A 19,157-nucleotide genomic window follows, 5' to 3' on the forward strand; every position below is an offset into this window, starting at 1 on the left:
ATTATAATGCTAGTGAGAGAACACCATGACAAAAAAACAAATAAGTTTTGTAGATATTTAGGAATTGAATATCCCATAATACTAATAGAAGATACAACTCTAGAAAAAGACTATGTGGAATTTAACTTAAATAGCTTTAGTTATTATTTTAACTCTACTAAAAACCATAATATAATCAAATGTTTACAGAAATTTTATAAAAAAGAATGTCGAAACATTATTAATGAAAGACTAAAAATATACCAAGCTCAAATTAGGTTAAAGTACCGATCAGTAACAATAAAAGAGAGTAGTGCTATATGGGGAAGTTGCAATATAGATAAACACCTGGTTTTTAATTGGAAGTTAATTATGTTGCCAATAGAGGTAATTGATTATGTAGTAGTACATGAGCTATGTCATTTAAAACACCTGAACCACGATAGATCTTTTTGGAGATTAGTGGGAAGATACTACCCTAATTATAAAGATATTATGAAAATACTAGGAACAGATAAAAAGAAAAGTTTATAGTAAAAACCTAACAATAAAGTTTGTTGGGTTTTTTATTCTAACCAGAGGGGACAGTCCCCTCTGGTTGATTGGGTAAACTTTTTCGCCAATGGGGACTGTCCCCATTGGCAGACTTTTGGGGTTAAGATAAATGTTTGTTAAGCAATTTTTGAGCATCAGCATAGATATCATCTTTGGGGCCGTTTAATAATACAAGAATATATGATTTATTATTATGTATTGCAGTTGCAACGAGGCAATAACCGGCATGAGAAGTAAAGCCTGTTTTAAATCCTGTAACTGATTTTGTAAACCACTCACTATTTTGCTGTAACAACTTATTTGAATTTATCCAATCATTATGTTTACCTACTTGATAAGTAATTGTATTTGCAACCTTACATAAAAAATCATTTTTTAGTGACTCTTGCGTGATTAAGGCAAGATCTTTTGCGGTGCTATAGTGGTTGTTATCATGAAAACCATCAACTGTTGTGAAATTTGAATTAACAGCACCTATTTCTTGGGCTTTTTTATTCATTAGCTCAATAAATTTATCCCTAGCGACCCTAAAGCTTATTTCTTTGTTAGATAATTTTTTGCCAGTATGAACAGCCAGTACTTGAGCTGCATCATTGCCCGAGGGAAGCATTAAGCCATAAATTAAATCTCTTACTGTTAATCTTTCTCCTTTACATAAGCCTGCTGTACTTGATCCTAATGGAGTTAAGTATATTTCATTATCAACATACACAATTTCGTTTAAATCTAAATAATCCAAGGCTGTGATAGCGGTCAAAATCTTGGTAGTACTCGCTGGATACATTCTACTAGTGCTTTTTTTGCTATAAATAATATTATTTGTCTCAGAGTCAATTAAAAGAGCACTCTTAGCTACAAGATCTACTTTGTCATAAAAATTAGAAAAGGCAATCACAATTAAAATAGTTAAAATGTATAAGATTAGTTTATTTATTAATCTTTTTTTTCTATATTTTTTATTTTTATGCTTTTTTGAGTATTTCATGTAAAAAATCCTCTCACTATTATTTTATGTATTAACTATAACTTATTCTGGTTTTTAATAAATTATTATTAGCTATAATATATTCCACTTTTTTATGATTTAAATTATACAAAAACATTAAATATACCTGCTTATTGACTGTTGGTGTATTGATATAGCTATATCCTTAGTATAAAAAGCATTAATGCTTTTTTTCATCATATTAAATGAGTTTTGTGTAAATTCAATATTGGTATCTATAATTTTATAGATTATAAATACACAGTTTTTTTATAGTTGTTAAGTTGATTATGTGATTAATATGGCAATAATTAGTTAATGAAGATCACCTTATTGACTTACTAAAAAACTAATACTATAATATATTTCGTACACGAAATAATTGCATAGAAAATAAATACAACATAAAAAGCTCACTACTAAATATTAAGAAAATTGTATTCGAAAGTTGGTGATATAAATAGTGGATAATACAGCTAAAAGTAGTTTAATAATTGGTGTAATAAAAAAACTAAAGAAATCAGTTACTAAGAGGTATCATAAGCATTTTGCAAATATGAATATTACCGGTACGCAAGGTATGATTGTAGGTATTTTAGTGCATAAAGGTAATATGAAAATTAGTGATTTAAGTAAAAAAATGCAATTATCTAATAGTACAGTTTCGGGTATTATTGATCGATTAGAAAAAAATAATATTGTAGAGAGAATCAGAAGTAAAGAGGACCGCAGAGTTGTAATGGTTTCTTTAAAAGAAGAGTTTAAAAAAGAGGCTAAAGAAAGACACGAAGCCGTAGAAAATCATTTTAATGGTGTTATAAACTTAGCAACTCCAGAGGAGTTAGATAAGATTTTAGAAGGGTTTATGATAGTAGAAAAGCTTATAAATAAAGCAGAACAAAATTTAGATCAGGAGTAATGTTATGCTAAAACTAACAAAGTTCTTAAAGCCCTTCATTATTTCTTTGTTAATTGCAATAGCTTTGTTGTTTGTGCAAGCAATGACAGACTTAGCTTTGCCAGACTATATGTCTGATATAGTTAATAAAGGTATACAGCAGGGTGGAATAGACAGTTCCATACCACAGATAGTAACTGAAACAGATATAAATAGATTAAATCTATTTTACAATGAGGATACAAAACAACTAATACTAAGCAAGTACGATTTAATAACATCAAGTGATGAGCAGTATAACAATTATTTAGAGAAATATCCAAAATTAAATCAGCAGCCTATCTATGTGGTTAAAAAATTAAGTAAAGATGAAGTGAATGAATTAAGCTTGCCGATGGCTAAAGCGATGTTAGCTGTTGCTGGCGTAGAGCAAATGAAAGCAAGTGCAAAGGATGGGTTTATTGAGTTCAATGGAACAAAAATACCTGCCAATACAGATTTATTTGCACTTTTAGCTAATATGCCCAAAGCACAACGTGAGGTGTTATTGAATAAGTCTAGCGAAAGATTTACTCAAATGGGAGATAAAATGGTAGTTCAAGCTGGAGCCAATGTAGTTAAAAGTTACTATGAGGGCTTAGGGGTTGATGTTAGCAAGCTACAAAGAAACTATATTTTAAGAATTGGTGCTTTAATGTTATTAATATCTTTAATAGGGGCAGCTTGTTCTATTGCAGTTGGATTTATTGCTGCAAAAATAGCCGCAGGGCTAGGACGTAACCTACGTAAAAGAATATTTGAAAAGGTATCTAGTTTTTCCAATATAGGAATTGATAAGTTTTCTACAGCATCTTTAATAACTCGTAGCACTAATGATGTTACTCAAATACAATCACTTATGGTAATGGTGATACGTATGGTGTTTTATGCCCCCATTTTGGGTATTGGTGGTGTATTACGAGCAATAAGTAAAAGCACCTCAATGTCTTGGATTATAGCCTTAGCTGTAATTATACTACTAGGTTTAATTGGTATTATATTTGTTATTGCTTTACCTAAATTCAAACTGGTTCAAAAGCTAATTGATAAATTAAACAGGGTAACCCGAGAGAATTTAACTGGCACTATGGTTATAAGGGCTTTTAATACTCAAAAGTTTGAGGAAAATCGTTTTGATAAAGCCAACAAAGATTTAACCAATGTTAATTTATTTGTTAATAGAGTAATGGTATTAATGTTTCCTGCCATGACCTTTATAATGAATGCAACCATGTTACTAATTATATGGGTAGGTGCTCATCAAATTGCTGAGTCAACAATGTTAGTTGGCGATATGATGGCCTATATGCAGTATGCTATGCAAATTATCTTTGCCTTCTTAATGCTTTCAATGATGTTTATTATGATACCAAGAGCTGCCGTATCCGCTCAGCGTATTGCCGAAGTCCTTGAAACAGAACCATCCATAGTTGATCCAAAGCAACCTAAAAAGCTTGGTAAAAACAGTAATGGAGTTTTAGAGTTTAAAAATGTTACATTTAAATACCCTGGAGCAGAGCAAGCTATGCTCAAAAACATTAGCTTTAAGGCTGAGCCGGGTAAAGTAACAGCTATAATTGGAGCAACGGGTTCGGGTAAAACAACCTTAGTTAACTTAATACCTCGCTTTTATGATGTTGATAGTGGAGAGATTTTAATCGACGATATAAACATAAAAGATGTAACTCAACACGATGTACGTGAAGTAGTTGGTTATGTTCCTCAAAAGGCAACTCTTTTTAGTGGAACAATAGAGTCAAACTTAAAATATGGTGATGAAAATGCTAGTGATAAATTTGTTAAAGAGTCGGCAGAGATAGCTCAGGCAACAGAATTTATTAAAGATAAGCCAGAGGCTTTTAACTCTGCAATATCCCAAGGTGGATCTAATGTATCGGGTGGTCAAAAACAACGTTTATCAATTGCCCGTGCTTTAGTAAAAGATTCTAAAATATATATATTTGATGATAGTTTTTCAGCACTAGACTTTAAGACAGACGCAGCCCTAAGAAAAGCTTTAAATGAAAAAACCAACAGCAAAACTATTATTATAGTTGCTCAAAGAATATCTACTATTAAAAAAGCAGATCAAATTATAGTACTCGAGGACGGAAATATGGTTGGTATAGGTACACATGATCAACTAATGCAAAACTGTGAGGAGTACCGTGAAATTGCCTATTCACAGCTTTCAAAGGAGGAATTAGCATGAGCCAACAAAATAAAGTAAATAATAATGCTGATCGTCCTCAAAGCAGTTCTCCTAAAAAACCTGGTGGTGGCATGAGACATGGTCCGGGTGGAATGATGCTGGGTGGTGGAAAAGCTAAAGATTTTAAAGGCACAATGAAAAAGCTCTTATCTTATTTAAAAAAATATTGGGTAAGATTCATTGTGGTAATTGTTTTAGCTATGGCTAGTGCAACCTTTGGTATCTTTGGTCCAACCTTATTAGGTGACGCAACAACCCTTATTTTTGACGGAATTATGGGCAAATTTGCAGGAACATCTAGTGGCATAGATTTCTCAGCAATTGGAAATATTGTATATATTCTTATTGCTCTGTATACTTTAAGCGCAGTATTCTCATATTTGCAAGGCTTTATAATGTCGGGCATCTCAATGAAAGTAAGCTATAAGTTACGAAAAGACATTAGTGAAAAAATAAATAAATTGCCTTTAAGCTATTTTGATAAAACAAATCACGGAGAGGTATTATCTAGGGTTACTAATGATGTAGATACCGTAAGTAGAACTCTTAATCAGTCTCTAAGTCAAATTATTAGGTCAGCTACCACTGTAGTAGGCGTACTAATAATGATGATAAGAATAAGTGGTTTAATGACGGTTGTAGCGTTATGTATGATTCCTGTATCTACACTATTTGTTATAGCAATAGTTAAGAGGTCTCAAAAATACTTTAAACAACAGCAAAAGTTTTTAGGAAATGTTAATGGACATATTGAGGAGATTTACGGTGGTCACCTTATTGTAAAGGCATTTAACGGTGAAGAAAAAAGCACAAAGCAGTTTGACAAACTCAATAATCGGCTTTACGGCACTGCTTGGAAAGCTCAATTTTTGTCTAGTATAATGATGCCAATAATGAAGATCGTTGGTAATATTGGTTATGTAGCTGTTAGTGTTTTAGGTGGAGCTTTAGCAGCCAATGGTACAATTGCTGTTGGAGATATATTGGCGTTTATACAATACGTAAGAAACTTTTCTCAGCCTATAACACAACTAGCAAATGTATCTAATGTACTTCAACAAACTGCTGCCTCAGCTGAGCGAGTATTTGAGTTTTTAAATGAACCAAATGAAATTGCAGAGTCTACAAAGCCTGTGAAAATGAAACAAGTAAAAGGGCAGGTAGAGTTTAAAAATGTGAAATTTGGCTACAACGAAGACAATATAATTATTAATAACTTCTCTGCAGAAGTTCAAGCAGGTCAAAAAGTTGCGATAGTAGGTCCAACGGGTGCTGGTAAAACAACGATAGTAAAACTACTAATGCGTTTTTACGATATAAACTCAGGTTCAATTAAAGTCGATGGGGTAAATATTAATGACCTTACCCGTTTTGATTTAAGAGAACAGTTTGGTATGGTACTACAAGATACCTGGTTATATAACAACACTATAATGGAGAATATCCGTTATGGCAGGCTTAATGCCACAGACCAAGAGGTTATTGCAGCCGCTAAAGCTGCCCATGTTGATAGCTTTGTGCATATGTTGCCTGGTGGTTATAATATGGTATTAAACGAAGAGGCCTCCAATGTATCGCAGGGACAAAAACAGTTATTAACTATTGCCCGAGCAATATTAGCAGACCCCAAGTTGTTAATACTTGATGAAGCTACTAGCTCCGTAGATACCAAAACAGAGGTGCAAATCCAAAAGGCTATGAGTAATTTAATGCAAAATAAAACCAGCTTTATTATTGCTCATCGTTTATCTACAATAAGAGATGCTGACTTAATTTTAGTAATGGATCATGGAGATATAATTGAGCAAGGCAACCATAAAGAATTGCTTGCCAAAAACGGATTCTATGCTAATCTATATAACAGTCAATTTGAGCACGAAGAACAATCTGCTTAAACCAGTTCCTATAAGTTCCAGTTAATATATAAAATTAAGGAGCTGGTGTACAAACTATATAAAGTGAAGACTTAAGTAAAAGTAAACCTAAACAGGATTGCGGATACTAAAAGGGGTAAGGAAATGTTTTTTTAAATTCCCCGCCCCTTTGCTGTTATATAGTATAGTCTCATTTATTAATATTATTACATGTTACCTAAGTATCCACGGAATCAAACAGAGGTGATTCCCTACATAAAGACAAATTTATTAGATGTTGACATAACAGCAAAAACGGAGATATTATTTTGGTTTAGAAAATGATACTTATTATTAATCTCTTGAACATGGATTGACTATAGATTAAGGTGCTGAGGCGTGAAAATTACCGGCTTGCAATACCATCTTCTTTTCCCTTCGTGTACTTGGTGGTTTTAAAATAATATTACTTATTTATCCTTAATTTTGATTTTTAAAACTGTTTTTTAGACTTCTTCATTAGCAATAAAAGAAATTAAAATTAGTGATTTACTATACCATTCTTACTAAATTTCAAGTTGTACTTTTGGTTTTTCAAAATTTATGTCTATAAATTAATTTGTTTTGCTAGAAAATATAGAAATCTTTGTGGTAAATATACTATCACATTAGTATTTTTGTTCTCACTAATTAGACAGCCCCTTTTTTATGTAAGGTAAATTCAAATAAGCTGTTTTAAAATTCCTTAATAGCTAAAATATAAATTAACTGATACAATTAATATTAAAGTAAGTATACTTAAGGATTTTATTATGATTAAAGTACTAATTGTTGAAGATAATATTGCTATTGCAGATTTAATAGAAATAAGCTTATCAAACTTAGGCTATAAATGTACCAAAGCTCTTAGTGGCGATAAAGCCGCCGACTTAATAGAGCAGTATAATTATGATTTAATATTGTTAGATATCATGCTTCCAGAGATTAATGGCTATGAGCTAATGCAGTTTATTAAACCTCTAAAGATAGCTGTAATTTTTATTACAGCCAAAGCAAGTTTAGCAGATAAATTAAAAGGTTTTAATTTAGGAGCAGATGACTATTTAACTAAACCCTTTGCAATAGAAGAACTTATAGCCAGAGTACAATCGGTTTTACGTAGAACAGGTAAAGCCTGTAATCTGTTAGAGATTGATAATATTACTATCAATCTAGCTGGCCGCACGGTTATGCAAAATAATAAGCAAATAAACCTCACTGTAAAAGAGTTTGATTTGTTGCTAACATTAGCTGAAAATAAAAATATCTTGTTATATCGTGAAAAACTCTATGAAAAAATATGGGAAAAAGAGTGGTGTGACAATACTCGAACTATAGATTTACATATTCAAAGACTGCGAAAAAAATTAAACTGGAATAAGCAAATTAAAACAGTATATAAACTGGGTTATATGCTAGAGTCAAAATAATGAAATTCTCAACAAAATTAACAATAAGCATAACACTGCTTATTATTATTGTTTTTACTATTGGTGGTTTAGTTTTAATCAATTTTCAGTTTAATTACAGTATAAATAAAGTTAGTCAGCAATATATGCAGGCTCATATAGATCAACGTCAATTAATGCAAAATAAAATAGCAAACGCTAGTTTAAAAAAACCACTTACTGAACAACAGCTAATGAGTATTGTGGTTGAGGTAGGTAGTATTAGAGCAATATCATTATTTAATGAAAAAGAGCAACTGTTTTCATCACTACAGTTTAATAACCCCACCTTAATCAAAAAGCAAATTCAAAGCGGTTCTAAACAGCTTTTTTTCAAACACCAAAATAAAAATCTATTGCTTGTAACTAGCCCTTTAGTTGTAAATAATACAGATATATTTATAAGCAATATTTATGATGTTTCGGATGTTTATGTACAAAGAAAAAAAGCCTATCTATTTTTTATTAAACTAAGTATATTAGTCATTGTAATGTCTGCAATAGTTACTAAAATATTTTCTAGCATAATTACAAAGCCACTAAAACAATTAACTAAAACAAGTGAAAAAATAGCCAATGGTCATTATGAAGATAGAGTTAAAATTTATAACAAAGATGAAATTGGAAAATTGGCAAATAGCTTTAATAAAATGGCTACTAAAATAGAGCAAAAGATTGCTGATTTAAAACAAGTAAATAAAGCTAAAGATGAGTTTGTACAAAACTTTACTCATGAGCTAAAAACACCAATGACTTCGATTATGGGTTATGCTGATTTATTACGAATCCAGCAAACAGAACCCCAAGTATATATAAAAGCTGCAAACTATATTTATAACGAGAGTAACCGTTTAAACACCTTGGCTATGAAGCTTTTAGATTTAATGAGTCTTCAAAACGAAAACTTAAACATTAATTCAATAAGTACTAATAAACTAAACCTTACTATTAAAAATCATAAGTTAGCTGAAGCTTTGATTATTGCTGATAAAATACTAATTGAATGTGTAATTAATAATCTGTATGTTAATGCATTAAACGCAGGTGCTAGTTGTATAGAGCTTACAGGTAAAGTGCAAAAAAATAGTTATAAAATAACAATAAATGATAACGGTTGTGGCATAAAACAGAAGCATATCAAACACCTTACTGAGCCATTTTACATGGTAGATAAATCTCGCTCTCATAACAAGGGTGGTTCTGGTTTAGGTTTAAGCCTATGCAATAGAATCCTTAAGTTACATGGCAGTAAACTAATAATTAAGAGCAAAATCGGCCAACAAACTACAGTAAGCTTTACCTTACCATTGGCAAATAATTAAATATTAATGATACAACTTAGAAACAACTCTTTGCTAAAATTCACTTAGCAAAGGGTTGTTTTAGTTTAAAAAAAGGATAAATAAAATGAAAAAACTAAACAGAGTATATGCAGTAGGATTAATATTAATTATGTTACTAAGTGCCTGCCAAAAAGAACAGATAGATTTAGCAGATTCACAGCTTAATTTAAACCTCAATAATAATGAAGAGCTAAGCGGTGAGTTAACTATTAACACCTATTTTGATGGTTATATGTTACAACGGGCGTTAGCGTTTATGGAGCTTCACCCAAATGTAAAAATTAGAATTCCAGGGTTTGATAATATCGAAAACCTAACTGAAGAAAACTACGAGACCCTAGAGATGTATGCCAAAAGAATTTCAACTGAGTTAATGAGTGGTATGGCTGGAGATTTAGTAGATGTAGCAGATTTATCTTATTATAAATATGCTAAAAGCAATTTGCTGTGCAATCTATATCAGTTTATGGATAATGATAAAGCATTTAGTAAACAAGATTATTACACCAATATATTTAAAGCTATGGAATACAAAAAAGGACTTTATACCTTACCTTTAGCATTTTATTATGACATGGTGTTTATCAATAAAGTAGTATTTAATACCTTAGATTTAAAAATAAATAACTACCCTAATATTTGCCTTAAAAATATGTTAGATATATATGATCTTTACCAAAATCAAAACCCTAATAGTCCTATCGTACTAATGCCAGGGTTAGCCAAAAATATATTTTTTAAATACGAAATAGCTGACTTTTTTAGTTTTGAAAATGGTACAGCAAATTTCACAGATTCAGATTTTATTAACTATTTAAAACGTACTAGCTCACTTAAAGTAGAAGATAGCTGGAAAATGAACCGGGTAAGTGCTGGTGATGACTCATATATTAAAAATAGATTTTTATTTTCTAAAACAGATTTAAATGTTGTAGATGCGCACAACTTATTAATAGAGTATCAATATGTAACACAGCCAGTTCCGTTTTATTCAAGTAAAGGAGATGCCTGTTTTAATTCTGCTCAGGCAGTATATGCTATTCCTAAAAGCTCTCAAAACAAAGAGCTAGCTTGGCATTTTTTAAAATTTTGCATTGAGCAAAAAAATATTAATGAGCAAAATTTAATGGATCGGTTTTACGATTATAATGGCTTTATGCCTATTAATAAAGCCAACTTTTATAATTTTTTTAAGACTTTTATTAAAATGGATTTAAAGGATTTAAAGCAACACTCAGTTAAAATAGTACCTAATACCGAAACTGCACTTGAACAGACCCTAAAAATAATAAATAAGTGGAACGAACAGCGAAATAAAATATCAGCAGATTTTGAGTTATGGGCTTTAGTTAAACAAGATTTAGATTTGTATTATAAAAACCAAATATTAAGCCCTGAAAAATTAGCTGAGCTTATTCAGAATAAAGTACTCATTTATTTAAACGAATAATTTGGGTGATAGAATGAAAAAACCTAAGATTCTAACTGGTATTTTAAAGCTGAGTATTTTTGGAGTAATAAGTTTTTACATAGTGCCTTTTATTTTTAACATTTATTATGCTTTAACTAATAGTAAAAAAGATTTTGTTGCTTTAGCTAACTTTATAACAATAATTAAAAACCCCTTTTTTTTATTAGCTCTAAAAAATACAGTAGTGTTTATCATAATAGCAGTACTATTAGTAATGTCTTTAGCATTTTTATTGGCTATTTTTTTTAACAAATACTTTAGTAAAAGCAAAGTTATTTGCTTATTACTAGTGGTTCCTTATTTTTTACCATCTGGAGCCCTAATTTTATTTTGGCAAAATCTCTTTAAAGCAAATGGTGTTATAAACATAATATTGAATTATTGTGGTTTACATTCACTAGACTGGATAAATAGTAAGTGGGCTTTTGTGGTAGTGGTAGTAATATACCTGTGGAAAAATACAGGACTAATTACCTTAATACTGTATTCTGGTTTAAAAAAAATACCTCAAGTATATTTTGAAGTGGCCCAAAGCCAAGGCGCCAATAAATGGCAGTGTTTTAAACATGTGCAGTTGGTTTATGCTTTGCCTTCAATTATTATTGCTTTAATAGTTTCAGTTGTAAATTCAATAAATATATTTAAGGAAATATATTTATTATATGGTTCTTATCCTGTTAAACATATATACATGTTACAACACTTTATATATAACCAGTATCTTAACTTAAATATAGCAAAACTAACTAGTTCAGCTATTGTATTGTTTATAGTAGTTTTTAGTTTATTAGTTGTTTTATTGTATAAACAAAAACAAGTAAGTAGCAAGTTATATTACAAAAACCAAGGTAAAAACTATAAAACAGCCCGTAAAAGGCTGTGGGTTATATTTGTAGTTATTGTAGTTATTTCAGTTTTGCTACTACCAATTATATATACTATAGTTAATTCCTTTAAACCAATAAGTAAAACAATTGTTTTTTCTTTAAAACAGTATCAAGAGTTTTTTAGTAACAGACTATTATTAAAAATGTATTTTAACTCAATTATTATTAGCCTACCTATCGTAATATTTACAGCGTTATTGGCCATATTTACGGCATATGCTTTTATGAGGTTTAAACATAAATTTATCAATAATATCTTTACTGTCTATATCATAATTATGTTATTACCAAAAATGGTATTAATCTTACCTACTTTTTTAATAACAAATAAAATGGGGCTTAGTAATAATTATCTTGCTATAATACTACCAGCTATCTTTAATCCCTTATCAATCTTTATTATTAGTTATGCTCTTAAATCAATTAACGAGCAGTTAATTGAGGCAGCTTTAAGCTGTGGTGCAAATGAATATCAAGTACTATTTAAAGTAGTTTTGCCCAATATAAAAAAGTATATTTTATTATTAATATTTATAGTGTTTGCAGAATATTGGAATACTGTTGATGAGGCCATAATTTTTATCAAGAACCAACAGTCATTACCATTATCCGTTTACTTGAGTACAATGGCAAATAGTAATAATACCGCCTTTTTTGCTACCTCAACTCTATATATGGCTCCAATTATACTTATCTTTGTATTACTAATAATTATCTAACAATATCTAGCTTAAAATGCTTAAAATAATTTCACCCATATGGTATTATTAAACAAACATTAAAATAGTGACTTTACGAAAGGATTAACTATGTTTAAAAAATTCTTTAATGTATTTAATATAAAGAAAAAAATATACTACATACCTGTTATGTATAGTATTTTTTCTTTACTGTTCTCCTTTATAATATCGTATATAGATTATGTATTTATACAGCAAGTCACTATTGAATTTCCAGTTTTTTTTGTAACTGGGATTGAGTTAGGTAGAACGATATTTTCCACACTTATTGGTGCCCTGTTAACAATGATAACCATAACCTTCTCAACCATGTTAGTAGTACTAACACTGTATGGCTCTCAGCTTTCTCCAAGAGCAATGCAAGACTTTTTAGAAAAAAAGTCTACTTTGCAAACTTTAGGCTACTTTAGTGGGGTATTTATCTTTTCTATTGTCTCATTATTCTTTATGAAAAGCTCACAGGTAGGGGCTTTGGTTTTATCTCCTGCTATTGGAGTAGTTGCTGCAGTTTTTTGTATTTTTGTTTTTATATACTTTATTAATGATGTATCTAAGTCTATTCAGGTTAATCTATTTATACAGGCTTTAGTTGATGAAAATTTAGCTTTAATAGAGCGTAAATTTGAGATTAATGAGGCAGACAATGGTATAACAAGTGTTCAGCCAGCAGGTTTTGAAGAAACCATTAAAACCGACCCCATAGCCATAGAGAGTCCAGCCTCTGGTTTTATTCAACTCTATTATGAACAAAGACTTTTTGAGTTTGCCAAAGAAAAAAATGTAATTATAAATTGTGAGAAAAAAATAGGGGAGCATGTATTAGAAGGAACGGTTTTAATAAGCATATATAATGCTGATGCCAACTTTACTGCTAATCTTGATGCTAATGTTGAGTATTTATTAAAGTCTATTCTTATTGGTGATGAAACCAATAAATACGATGATGTAGAATTGGGTCTTAAAAAAATGGTTGAGATTGGGGTTAGAGCATTATCTCCTGGGGTAAATGACCCAAGCACCGCAATTTATTGTATAAAGAATCTAGGCTATTTATTGGGTAGAATAGGGGAGCGATTAGATAATAAATTTTATTTAAATGAAGAAGAACAAGCCATATTAATAGTAGAGAACACCCCATTTGTAAAATTGCTTTATCAAAGCTTTTACCAAATAAGACTTTATGGTGCCTCAGATTTATTTGTAAATATAGCAATAATAGAGGCCTTAACCACAATAGCTAAAGGCAATAGTAAGGCAATAAAAAATCAAATATGGGAGTTTGGAACTTACGTAATCCAGAGCCTAGATAGCACTAAATTAATGGATTTAGATATAGATCATTTAAACGATAAAATATATCAATTAGCTTTAGAAACTAATCGAAATCCTAGTGGTTTATTAATGGAGACAAAGAAAAAACAAATAATATTAAGTTAGTTGAAAACTTAATGATTTATTATATTAAGTGTAATCTTTTTTATTTTTATCAAGCTTACCAAGAACAGAAAACTGATATTTTTCATAAGATATAAGAGATACATACTTGGGGTGTTTGTATGAAAAAAATTGATTGTACACAATTCGAAGGGGCAAATGTACCACCTTGTAGCAAATTTTTAAATAACTCCAATCCTTTAATTAAAGATGGTGAGCTTATTTATCGTAATGAAAATAGGCTTTTCTACTTTATAAGTACAACACCTAAAGAGCAAACCAGTGAAACCCGTAATCAGTCTGTTTTACATTTACACTCTGCTTTTGCGAACTTACAAATTGGGTTAGGTACTTATATTATAGGTTTATTTATTGAGCAAATCGAAAGCAAGGTAATAAAATACGACAAAAATTGTGTTATTCACAATGATAATATTACCAATACCTTTATTCATCAGGCCTTAAAAAAAGCCCCCCAATTTGATTTTAACTTTATCCCATCTATATCATTAGTTGTTTCTAATGGCAATGCAATTTTACCTCTATATACCTACACCATAAATATTAGTGATTTAAACTTTTTTATTCTATTTATAATAAATAGACTAGAGGGCAATCCTGCCTTTTTTTATGGCAATAATAGCTTTGCCGAAGAAGATATGATTAACTTTGCTATTGCCAACATGAGCCTTCAATTTCCTAAAACTAACATTTAGCATATTATTGCATATTTTTATAAAGTTAACTAAATTAATCTTGTTTAAAAAGCTTAAGAAATCTTAAGTTTTTTATTATTTAATATAATGTTTTGTGTGATAATATCTATAGTAGGTAGTTATAAAGTAATATGCTTATTAAGGAGTATAACTATGAAATATAAGATTTTATTAGCTGAAGATGACTTAGATATTGTAAAAATACTTAAGTTATATCTTGAAAATGAAAATACAGAAGTGGTATCAGTTACAAATGGCTTAGATGCTTATAATTATGTTATTTTAAATAAGGTGAACTTAGCAATTTTAGATATAATGATGCCTAAGCTTAATGGCTTAGAGTTAACCAAAAAAATTCGACAGCAAAACAATGTTCCTATAATTATCTTGTCCGCTAAAAATCTTGATGAAGATAAAGTATTAGGTCTGAATTTAGGTGCAGATGATTATATAACTAAACCTTTTAACCCTTTAGAGGTAGTGGCTAGAGTTAATGCAGTTTTACGTAGGTTTTATAACCTTGGTACAAGATCTGATAGTAATAAATCAAGTATAACCCATTATGGTGATTTAGTGATTAACTCTGATTCATTTACAGTCACTAGAAGTGAAAAAGATATTATCTTAACACCTATAGAGTTTAGAATTTTACAATTACTAATAAAAAATGCAGGTAGAGTTTATACTAAATCTCAAATATATGAGCATGTTATTGGTGAGTATTTTGAGACAGATAATAATACTTTAATGGCTCATATCTCAAACTTAAGGAATAAGTTGGGTGATAGCTCTAAAAATCCTAAGTATATTAAAACCATAAGAGGGTTAGGTTACAAAGTTGAAAAGAACTAAAATGAAAAAAACGGGCAGTTTCTTTTTTCACCTTGTTTTAGAGTATATTATCCGAACAGTAGTAGTATTAGCTATTTTTTTATTACTGACCATCTTGGCCATTTACATGGCTGTAAAGGCTATAAACCTACCACACGTGGGCATTGAAAAACATGAGAACATACTTTTTCAAAAACAGTTTAATAAAATAAATATTGAAGAGATAGCAGGTAGAGATGGAAGTTTAGAAATACTAGATGAAAATTTACAAGTTGTTTATCCTAAAGATAGTAATAGTGTTTATACAGTAGCTGATATAGAGAGTATTAGTCATCTAAATTATTTTAATGCTATAACTACAATTGAAGAATTTTATGATGATAATAATCAAAAAAAAATACTAATAGTTAATGACTCCCAAACTAGCAAAAGTGATAAGTGGTTTTTATTACTAGATAAAAGCTTAACAGTAATAGACTCAGGTGGTAAATACACAAATTTTAAACAGTCCTATACTCAAGAGCAACTAGATAATTTGGGTGAAAGTAAAGTATATAAGTATACCTTTAATACTAAAGACAATAAAGAATACACCATGATTATTAATATGGGCAGTGCTATAGACATAATGGGTAATTCAGATTTAAAACATCTCACTCTGTTCCCAATTATTTTTATTGTTAGTTATCTTATCTGTGTAGTACTATTTATGGTTTTGCTTAGCAGAAAAGTAAAAAGACCATTAGTTGAGCTTAATAATGCTATGCTTTCATACTCAAAAGGCGAGCTAAAAACCCCTATTAACTATAAAGGACCAAATGAAATTGTGAATATTGGCAATACCTTTAATGATATGGTGTTAAAGTTACGTGATTCAGAGCTTAAAAATAAACAATTAGCTAAAGAAAAACAAAGAATACTAGTGGATATTTCGCATGATTTAAAAACGCCAATTACCTCAATAAAAGGTTATACTAAGGCGTTAGCTGATGGTAAAGTTAAAGAAAGTGAATATCAAAAATATTTTAATATTATTAACGATAAAACTCAAAACCTAACAAACTTAATAAACCTATTTCACGATTATAGTAAAATGGATCACCCTGACTTTAAAATGGATTTAAAGCCAAATGACTTAAGTATAGTACTTCGTAATATATTAGCTACGAACTACCAACATATAGTTGAGTGTGGTTTTATATTAAAGGTAAATATTCCAGAGCAACAAAGCAAAAGCAAGGTAGATGTTTTTCAGTTTAACAGAAGTATAGAAAATATTTTGAATAATGCCCTAGAATATAATCCTAGTGGTACTACTATAATGGTACAGCTAGCATGGCATAGAAACAGTTACCAAATTACAATAGCAGACAATGGAGTAGGAATAGCTGAAGACATTGCAGATCATATTTTTGAGCCCTTTGTGGTTGGCGATGATAGTAGAGGTGCAAAACATGGCTCTGGATTAGGATTAGCAATTTCTAAAAAGATAATAGAAGCACATAATGGTACTATTGATTTAGTTGTGAATAATAAAAATAAATATAAAACTCAGTTTGTTATTAACATGCCAAGATTTAAAAAATAGGATATCAACGACTGATCCCTATTTTAATAAGAGTATAAGCATTAAGCATAGTTTTATATTGATCTGAAACTAATATAAAAAGGTAGAATATAGCCCTAGCTATAATCTACCTTTTGCTTATATATACACAAAAAAACAAGAGCACAGAATACCCTTGTTGACACTTATTATATTTTAGTGCTATAATGCTTATTCAATATATTATGTCAACTTTCATAATAACATAAAATAATACATTTGTCAAGAGGTTTTACGGAATTATTTTTTAAAGAGGTGTTTTTATGTCATTTAATTTTAGCAATATACCTATAATAATTATAACAAAACAAGATGTTAACAAGCTACTCAAATGTAATACTATAACACAACAATATGGTCTGCAATTAACTAAACAAGATGCTTTAATATTAGCTCAAAACAGGGTAGATGCACTCAAAATAAATGGCAGGTTAGAATTTAAAGGTGGGATTACAGAGTCTTTAATTTACAGTTTTTGTGATTCAGTTTTTATTAATAAACTCAATTATGTAGATGTAATTTTAGAGCTAACTCAAATATTTTATTACTATAAAAATGAGTGTAATGATGAACTGAGTGATGAAGAACTTATGGAGTTTATGAAATTTAGCTTTAATGGAAAATGTCATGGTAGCTTAGAGTTATTAAAGTCAAAAGCGTTAGCATTAATGTTAGACAATCTTAAACATGGTAGAGATTTATATTATGTCTGTGATAATGAGGAGCTAGAGTATTATGAGTAAAAGTATTACTTTACAGTATGTAAACGAAGAACTGCTTAAAGAAAACAACTATTTTTTGTCACTTATATATCAGGCAGCTACAAATAATTTGTTATCACAAACAGAGTTGCAAAGTCTTAAACAACAAAGTTATATCATTTTAGCAAAACAGTGTAATAAATATACTGGTTTGCAAAGCACCTCAATTAGTGTAGACAACGCCTCAGAAATTATGCAATCAAACATGTATGTTATTGGAGTATATTTAAAATCATTAGCAAGTACTGAATTAGCTTTACAGGCTTTACGTAATAAGGCATTAGAGAAGTTACATGAAAAGGGAAAACAACAAACATATAATAAGTTTGCTGTTGCAAAGCAGTTTTATAAGCTAGCCATGAAAAACCGTATAACAACACCTAACTACACCTATAATGCTACTCTAAGTAATAACGGCATTGGCCTTTTTTTTAAACAATACGATTATGAGTTTGCTGCTCACCACATACCTGCCTCAATTGATTATCAATTAAGTAACCATGTTTTTGAGTATGTAGGAGTAGAGTTTATAATTAAGTACCTGCAAAACATCATAATTGAAAATGAGTTTTGTAGCTACTTTGAAGCCCAAGTAATTCATAATTTACTAAAGGGCTATAGAGAAGACTATCAAGATTTATTACTAAACATTTATGAACAAGTGTTAACAAATGCCTTAGCATGTAGTTTACTAAACAAAAATATTTTAAGTTTAAAACTACTTAAAGATGAGGTTATTTTTATTGAGCAAATGCTAAGTAAGCAGAACTATCTAAAAATTGAATTTTATCTTAAGCAAGCATGTGAAAAGCTTATAGTAAGTCTAAACATTAAAAATCAAGATTTAATAAACTATCTTTTTAAAAGCCTTAAAAACATAACTGTTTATGTAAAAAACTCTTTATTAACTAAAACCCTTAATGAGGTCTTTGTACAAATGTATCAAGAAAACCACAGTGTTATGGTATTTGAAGATAACATAACACTGAGTACAACTAAATTTCAAGATCTGTTAAAGGAAATTTTGCGATGCCAGTTAATAAACGATAAAGTGCAGTTAATAAAAGATAACGTTAAGTCTTTAAAAGACCTGCAAGATATTTTACTTAACGCATATTTTAAACTAAATGAAGTAAAACAGGTATTATCAATTTTATCTGAGACAGAATTAGCTATATTAATAAAAAGAAACAATTTAAACAAAGTAAACGGAATGAGAGAACTTAATGAGGCGGAACAAATTCTGCAACAAGCTTTAATTAATTATATAAGAGAGCTATCTATAGAGACACAACGAACTATTACTAAACTAACAAAAACACTTAAAGATACAAGCTATGATATTTAGGTTATTACTTAT

General features: G+C 29.7%; 15 protein-coding genes. 14 read left to right on the forward strand and 1 reads right to left on the reverse strand.

The genetic code is table 11. The annotated features are described in order from the left end of the window. The first annotated feature begins 6 nt into the window (after window positions 1-6). The gene (locus IMX26_RS15875; RefSeq protein WP_195159333.1) at window positions 7-513 is read left to right on the forward strand and encodes a SprT family zinc-dependent metalloprotease; all 507 of its coding nucleotides are present in this window, start codon (window positions 7-9) and stop codon (window positions 511-513) included. A 121-nt stretch (window positions 514-634) separates the two neighbouring features. Here IMX26_RS15875 and IMX26_RS15880 read toward each other — a convergent pair whose 3' ends face one another. Then, window positions 635-1,519: a serine hydrolase gene (locus tag IMX26_RS15880; protein ID WP_195159334.1), complete on the reverse strand. Its 885-nt coding sequence runs from the start codon at window positions 1,517-1,519 to the stop codon at window positions 635-637. Window positions 1,520-1,982: 463 nt separating this feature from the next. On the opposite strand from IMX26_RS15880, the gene IMX26_RS15885 reads away from it, so the two are divergent. The 13 genes from IMX26_RS15885 (at window position 1,983) to IMX26_RS15945 (ending at window position 19,145) form a co-directional block, all read left to right on the forward strand. Beyond that, window positions 1,983-2,438, forward strand: coding sequence for a MarR family transcriptional regulator (locus tag IMX26_RS15885; protein ID WP_207729296.1), 456 nt, complete (start codon window positions 1,983-1,985; stop codon window positions 2,436-2,438). Window positions 2,439-2,442: 4 nt separating this feature from the next. Then, window positions 2,443-4,668 carry an ABC transporter ATP-binding protein gene (locus IMX26_RS15890; protein ID WP_195159335.1) on the forward strand — a complete coding sequence of 742 codons (2,226 nt, stop codon included), beginning with the start codon at window positions 2,443-2,445 and terminating at the stop codon, window positions 4,666-4,668. Continuing rightward, entirely contained in the window at window positions 4,665-6,563 is a 1,899-nt protein-coding gene (locus IMX26_RS15895) for an ABC transporter ATP-binding protein (protein ID WP_195159336.1), read from the forward strand. Before IMX26_RS15890 ends, IMX26_RS15895 begins: the two co-directional genes overlap by 4 nt. A gap of 770 nt (window positions 6,564-7,333) precedes the next feature. Continuing rightward, a complete protein-coding gene (locus tag IMX26_RS15900; protein ID WP_195159337.1) occupies window positions 7,334-7,990 on the forward strand; it encodes a response regulator transcription factor in 657 nt (218 codons plus the stop codon). Next, window positions 7,990-9,330 (forward strand): HAMP domain-containing sensor histidine kinase, encoded by a 1,341-nt coding sequence (locus IMX26_RS15905; protein WP_195159338.1) that lies wholly within the window; start codon window positions 7,990-7,992, stop codon window positions 9,328-9,330. Before IMX26_RS15900 ends, IMX26_RS15905 begins: the two co-directional genes overlap by 1 nt. An 85-nt stretch (window positions 9,331-9,415) precedes the next feature. Next, the gene (locus IMX26_RS15910) at window positions 9,416-10,801 is read left to right on the forward strand and encodes an extracellular solute-binding protein (RefSeq protein ID WP_195159339.1); all 1,386 of its coding nucleotides are present in this window, start codon (window positions 9,416-9,418) and stop codon (window positions 10,799-10,801) included. A 13-nt stretch (window positions 10,802-10,814) separates the two neighbouring features. Continuing rightward, the gene (locus IMX26_RS15915; RefSeq protein ID WP_195159340.1) at window positions 10,815-12,428 is read left to right on the forward strand and encodes an ABC transporter permease subunit; all 1,614 of its coding nucleotides are present in this window, start codon (window positions 10,815-10,817) and stop codon (window positions 12,426-12,428) included. 90 nt (window positions 12,429-12,518) lie between these two features. Beyond that, a complete protein-coding gene (locus IMX26_RS15920; protein ID WP_195159341.1) occupies window positions 12,519-13,886 on the forward strand; it encodes a DUF2254 domain-containing protein in 1,368 nt (455 codons plus the stop codon). A gap of 119 nt (window positions 13,887-14,005) precedes the next feature. Beyond that, entirely contained in the window at window positions 14,006-14,599 is a 594-nt protein-coding gene (locus IMX26_RS15925) for a hypothetical protein (RefSeq protein WP_195159342.1), read from the forward strand. Window positions 14,600-14,752: 153 nt separating this feature from the next. Further along, a complete protein-coding gene (locus tag IMX26_RS15930; protein WP_195159343.1) occupies window positions 14,753-15,451 on the forward strand; it encodes a response regulator transcription factor in 699 nt (232 codons plus the stop codon). A gap of 1 nt (window position 15,452) precedes the next feature. Next, window positions 15,453-17,018 (forward strand): HAMP domain-containing sensor histidine kinase, encoded by a 1,566-nt coding sequence (locus IMX26_RS15935; RefSeq protein WP_195159344.1) that lies wholly within the window; start codon window positions 15,453-15,455, stop codon window positions 17,016-17,018. 281 nt (window positions 17,019-17,299) lie between these two features. After that, window positions 17,300-17,779 (forward strand): DUF6323 family protein, encoded by a 480-nt coding sequence (locus tag IMX26_RS15940; RefSeq protein WP_195159345.1) that lies wholly within the window; start codon window positions 17,300-17,302, stop codon window positions 17,777-17,779. Next, on the forward strand, window positions 17,772-19,145 hold the full coding sequence (locus IMX26_RS15945) for a DUF6179 domain-containing protein (RefSeq protein ID WP_195159346.1): 1,374 nt from the start codon (window positions 17,772-17,774) through the stop codon (window positions 19,143-19,145). The genes IMX26_RS15940 and IMX26_RS15945 overlap by 8 nt, the downstream gene beginning before the upstream one ends. The last annotated feature ends 12 nt before the right edge of the window (window positions 19,146-19,157 follow it).

The organism is Clostridium sp. 'deep sea' (assembly GCF_014931565.1).
In the GTDB taxonomy this organism is placed as follows: Bacteria; Bacillota; UBA994; order PWPR01; family PWPR01.

What these genes read in the sequence shown, in the direction of transcription:
- IMX26_RS15930 (WP_195159343.1), top strand. Translation starts at nt 14,753, where the DNA reads ATGAAATATAAGATTTTATTAGCTGAAGATGACTTAGATATTGTAAAA.
- IMX26_RS15910 (WP_195159339.1), top strand. Translation starts at nt 9,416, where the DNA reads ATGAAAAAACTAAACAGAGTATATGCAGTAGGATTAATATTAATTATG.
- IMX26_RS15890 (WP_195159335.1), top strand. Translation starts at nt 2,443, where the DNA reads ATGCTAAAACTAACAAAGTTCTTAAAGCCCTTCATTATTTCTTTGTTA.
- IMX26_RS15900 (WP_195159337.1), top strand. Translation starts at nt 7,334, where the DNA reads ATGATTAAAGTACTAATTGTTGAAGATAATATTGCTATTGCAGATTTA.
- IMX26_RS15895 (WP_195159336.1), top strand. Translation starts at nt 4,665, where the DNA reads ATGAGCCAACAAAATAAAGTAAATAATAATGCTGATCGTCCTCAAAGC.
- IMX26_RS15905 (WP_195159338.1), top strand. Translation starts at nt 7,990, where the DNA reads ATGAAATTCTCAACAAAATTAACAATAAGCATAACACTGCTTATTATT.
- IMX26_RS15915 (WP_195159340.1), top strand. Translation starts at nt 10,815, where the DNA reads ATGAAAAAACCTAAGATTCTAACTGGTATTTTAAAGCTGAGTATTTTT.
- IMX26_RS15925 (WP_195159342.1), top strand. Translation starts at nt 14,006, where the DNA reads ATGAAAAAAATTGATTGTACACAATTCGAAGGGGCAAATGTACCACCT.
- IMX26_RS15935 (WP_195159344.1), top strand. Translation starts at nt 15,453, where the DNA reads ATGAAAAAAACGGGCAGTTTCTTTTTTCACCTTGTTTTAGAGTATATT.
- IMX26_RS15920 (WP_195159341.1), top strand. Translation starts at nt 12,519, where the DNA reads ATGTTTAAAAAATTCTTTAATGTATTTAATATAAAGAAAAAAATATAC.
- IMX26_RS15940 (WP_195159345.1), top strand. Translation starts at nt 17,300, where the DNA reads ATGTCATTTAATTTTAGCAATATACCTATAATAATTATAACAAAACAA.
- IMX26_RS15875 (WP_195159333.1), top strand. Translation starts at nt 7, where the DNA reads ATGCTAGTGAGAGAACACCATGACAAAAAAACAAATAAGTTTTGTAGA.
- IMX26_RS15945 (WP_195159346.1), top strand. Translation starts at nt 17,772, where the DNA reads ATGAGTAAAAGTATTACTTTACAGTATGTAAACGAAGAACTGCTTAAA.
- IMX26_RS15880 (WP_195159334.1), bottom strand. Translation starts at nt 1,519, where the DNA reads ATGAAATACTCAAAAAAGCATAAAAATAAAAAATATAGAAAAAAAAGA.